General features: G+C 65.8%; 5 protein-coding genes. 2 read left to right on the top strand and 3 right to left on the bottom strand.

Translation table 11 applies throughout. The annotated features are described in order from the left end of the window. Both LzC2_RS20520 and LzC2_RS20515 read left to right on the top strand, forming a co-directional pair. Positions 1-609, top strand: a 609-nt coding sequence (locus LzC2_RS20520) for a tautomerase family protein (protein ID WP_315854767.1), incomplete at its 5' end; no start/stop codon positions are given. A 32-nt stretch (positions 610-641) separates the two neighbouring features. Next, complete coding sequence (locus LzC2_RS20515) at positions 642-2417, top strand: DEAD/DEAH box helicase (protein ID WP_315854766.1); 1776 nt, start codon at positions 642-644, stop codon at positions 2415-2417. 37 nt (positions 2418-2454) lie between these two features. On the opposite strand, the gene LzC2_RS20510 is transcribed toward LzC2_RS20515, so the two are convergent. The 3 genes from LzC2_RS20510 to LzC2_RS20500 all read right to left on the bottom strand — a co-directional run. Next, a complete protein-coding gene (locus tag LzC2_RS20510) occupies positions 2455-3378 on the bottom strand; it encodes a hypothetical protein (RefSeq protein WP_171189892.1) in 924 nt (307 codons plus the stop codon). After that, on the bottom strand, positions 3356-3625 hold the full coding sequence (locus LzC2_RS20505; protein WP_171189891.1) for a hypothetical protein: 270 nt from the start codon (positions 3623-3625) through the stop codon (positions 3356-3358). The genes LzC2_RS20510 and LzC2_RS20505 overlap by 23 nt, the downstream gene beginning before the upstream one ends. A 22-nt stretch (positions 3626-3647) precedes the next feature. Continuing rightward, a partial coding sequence (locus tag LzC2_RS20500; RefSeq protein WP_171189890.1) for a hypothetical protein occupies positions 3648-4059 on the bottom strand: 412 nt, incomplete at its 5' end.

Below are 4059 nucleotides of genomic sequence, written 5' to 3'. Positions count from 1 at the left end.
GCCCCGACGATCCCACCCCCGCAGCCACGGATTGGCGCTGCGCACAGCACACAGGAAGGGAAACCGGCGATGGCGAAAGCGGCTGAAGCATTGACGCTTGGCTTTTTAACGGCTGTCGATCTGCCCGGCGGCGGGCACGTCGGCGGTTTGCTCATGACGGACCGGCTCGGCCGACCGCTCGAGTTTCAGTGCACCACCCCCGTGCGGCCGGATCGCACCCAGCAGATCCTGTACGGACCGACGCTCGTCCCCTACCTGCTGGGCGAGGTAATCGGCGGGACGCTGATCAAGAAGGCCGGCGTGAAGCCGAATCTGATCCTCTGCGACAGCGCCGCGATGCTGTCGCTGCGTCCCCACACGGATCGAGCCGTCGCCCGCGTCGAGGGCGACGAGGCGGACGCTCCGCCCGTGGGCCACGAAGCCGGTCCGAGCGGCGGATCGGCCCTTTCCGTCGGCTGTCGAACGCTCCATTTCCATCCCTCCCACGGGGCGGATCGGGAGTTCGTGTCCGAGTGCCGCGACCGCATCCCGGAACACGCGGACCTCAGCGAGCCGTTCGAGCGCGTCCGCGAAGCGCTGTCCGAAACCTGTAAATCGGTCGCCGCCTGATGACTGAGAGAACGCCGATTCCTGCGCCGGAGGTGCGCGCCCCGTTCGCCCCGCTGACGGCGTCGATTCATCCGTCGGGGATGAACCCGTCGCTGGGCCGAATCCCGCGGTTCGAGACGCGCGCGGTCCCGCTGCGTCCCGAGGCCGAACTGGCCCCGCACTGGCGGCCGAAGGCGCCGCGGGTGATGACGGTGAAGCTGACGTTCCCGGAGGGCGTGCCCCTGCTGGACCCGCCGAAACCGAAGCTCCATAAGCCGGACGCCCCGGTGCGCAAACCGGGCAAACGCACGCGGCTGCGCCCGCCGAGCGAGACGCTGGCTCTCTCGGACCGGCTGTTCTACATGCTCCAGCCGCCGCTGGAGGAACTGCTCGCCGGGCAGGATCTGAACATGCCGTTCGAGCCGTTCCCCTATCAATATCAGGGGATTGCGTGGCTGTTCAGCCACGACTCGGCGTTGCTGGCGGACGAGATGGGCCTCGGCAAGACGATGCAGACCATCACCGCGATCCGGCTACTCTTGCGCAGCGGTCAGGTGCGACGGGTGCTGCTGATCTGCCCGAAGCCGCTGATTCCCAACTGGCAGCGGGAATTCGCCTTCTGGGCGGAAGAGATCCCCGTCCATACGATCGAGGGCAACTGGTCCAAGCGGAAAGAAGCCTGGACGCAGCCGGGCGTGCCGGTGTTGCTGACGAACTACGAGAAGATCACCCGCGACTGGGTCGATCTCGGTCCCCCGCCGCAGGCGAACGGCGCCCCCGGCGAGGGCGAGGGCGACCGGCCGCGGTTCGACCTCGTGGTCCTAGACGAGGCCCAGCGGATCAAGAACGGCGACTCCGTCACCAACAAGATCATCGGCAGCGTGCCGCGCGGTCGGTCTTGGGCGCTGACGGGCACGCCGATCGAGAATCGACCGGATGAACTGGTCAGCCTCTACAAGTTCCTCGGCCCGCTGGAGAAGGACGAGGACGCGGACCTGAATCGCCTGCGCATCATTTCGGAGAACCACATTCTCCGTCGTTCCAAGGATCTGGTGCACCCGGATATGCCGCCACGGCTGGATCGGACGGAGTATCTCGAACTCGCCCCAGCACAGCAGACGGCCTATCACACCGCGGAAAAGGACGGCGTGGTGCGCCTCAAGGAAATGGGCGACGACGTGACCGTCAGCGGGGCCATGGAACTCGTGATGCGGCTCAAGCAGATCGCCAACTTCGACCCGCTGACCGATCAGTCCTGCAAGCTGGACGCGCTGTGCAGCGACATGGAGGAGATCAGCGCCAGCGGCGGCAAGGCGATTTTGTTCAGTCAGTGGACCAAGACGATCGACTGGATCGACGGCCACCTCAAACAGCGTGTGCCGCAGTCCAACCCGCTGATCTACCACGGCGGCATCCCCCACAAGCAGCGGGAACCGATCCTCAGCAAGTTCAAGGACGATCCCGACAGCCACATCATCCTGATGAGCTACGGCACCGGCGCCGTCGGTCTCAACCTGCAATTCGCCGGCTACGTCTTTCTATACGACCGCTGGTGGAACCCTGCGATCGAAGATCAGGCGATTAACCGCGCCCACCGGGTGGGGGTGAAGAACAAAGTCGTCGTCACCAAATACATCTGCACCGACACCGTCGAAGAGCGCATCGACAAGGTGTTGGAAGAGAAGCGCGACATCTTCAAAGCCGTCCTCGGTGAGGCCGACAGCGAGAAAGAAGCCCTCGGCTGGCAGGCGAAGGATATCTTCCAGCTGTTCGACCTGCAGGTGCCCGGCAAGGAGAAGCTCGACGGCCCCCTGCGAATGGCGGCGTGAACACTGCGTAACGCCGAGGCTCCGCGGAGCCTCGGCGTTACGGGTTCGATACTTTTCGTCCGAGCGTCAGCGCGAGCCGCCCCATCGTCCAGCGGGCGTTCACGTCGCGAACGGGGCGTTCCACCACGCCGAACGCCGCGGCGGCGTCGATGCCGAGCGGGCCGCGATAGCCCTGCGACCAAGCCTTTTCCCCGACGGCGGTCCAGACGGGAACGGCCTCGGTCAGCGCCGGGGACAGGTGCTTGAGCGGTTCGACTGACCGGAACCGCCCTGTCGGCGTGCTGTGCAGGAAGCAGATGCCTTCAAAGGTCACGCCGCGATCGGTCACGCTGAGATGCGCGCTGTATTCGCGAGCCCGGTCGTCGCGCGGTTCGACCGTCATGCCCAGCCCGCGGCCGACGCAGCCGTCGGCCCATCGAACGACCGCCTCGGGGGGCGATCCAGCTCCGAATCGCAAGCCGCGACCGCTCCCGCCGTGATCCGCTTTCAATACCCAACCCCGAGTTCGGTCTGCGAACGAGTCGACTGCGTTCCAGACCGCCTCTGACGAATCGCAGAATGAAACCTCGCCGGATGTGAGATCGAGCGCCTGCTCAGTTTCCCACTGCCATTGACGAGAATTGACGATTCGCACGATCGCCGGGTCCGGCAGAAGGCTGAGCGACGCCTCCCCGGCGCCGGCCGTTCGCAGCCACGCCAGCACGTGCGGTTCAACGCCCCACGGTTCGACCCGCTCGAAGCGCCCCGCGTCCTTCACCCAATCGCCGGGGAGGGCGACGGCGTCGTCCGGGCCGCACAGGCCTTGCAGCATCGGGGCGAGGCGGGCGTTGATCGTCCGCAGGTTCATCGGCAACGACGTCATCGCCGGTTTGGCGAGCCGATCGTCGAAGTCGAAGTTTGCGACGTACAGCGTGGGGCCGCGGTCCGGTTCGGAGCGGTCAGTCCCAGTCGAGAAACTCATCGACGCCCGGTTCGTTCCAATCGGAGATGCCGGCGTTATAGGCCTCGCCGATGAGAAATTCGCGGTACTCCTCCGCCTCTTCTTCGGTCGGCCGCAGACCGTTCGCGGAGGTGTACGCTCGCACGACCATCCCGTCTGTCAGGGTGTCGCGGAGATGCTCCAACGTCTCCTCGACGTCGGGGCGGGAGTCGTCGGGGGCTTCGTCCCGAAAGTCGAACCGTTCGGCGTCGTCCTCGATCTTCAACATGACGGTCTCCGGCGTGGGGAAGTCAGAACACGAGTTCCAGGGTTTGGGATTCCTTCAGCAGCTTGCTGCCGACCTTGATGCGGTCTTTGACGAGGCTCGCCGCCCCCGGAATCGGGACAGAGAGCTGCGCCTTTCCATTTCGGATCGGGAGAAACCCTTTTCTGTCGCGAAAGTCATCCCCGGGCAGGCGCATCCGAAAACTGTCGGTGCCCTTCACCTCGCCGTACAGGTCGTGCTTGGGATACCGGCGGAGGCGGAGTTCTTCCGGTAGGTCGACCTCGATGACGATCACATAGGTCTGACCCGGTCGAGGATCGGGCGGGATCGTCCAGACGGTGAAGCTCCCCTTCCGGATCGCCGTTCCGCCGCCGGGCAACGCGATCTCGACCGCCCCCTCGCCTTCCCCGGCGCCGTCGCCCACGCCCGCCCCGGTT

It is taken from the genome of Alienimonas chondri (genome assembly GCF_013036045.1).
GTDB lineage: Bacteria > Planctomycetota > Planctomycetia > Planctomycetales > Planctomycetaceae > Alienimonas > Alienimonas chondri.
This window is presented reverse-complemented; position numbering and strand designations above follow the sequence as displayed.

What these genes read in the sequence shown, in the direction of transcription:
- LzC2_RS20510 (WP_171189892.1), bottom strand. Translation starts at nt 3,378, where the DNA reads ATGAGTTTCTCGACTGGGACTGACCGCTCCGAACCGGACCGCGGCCCC.
- LzC2_RS20505 (WP_171189891.1), bottom strand. Translation starts at nt 3,625, where the DNA reads ATGTTGAAGATCGAGGACGACGCCGAACGGTTCGACTTTCGGGACGAA.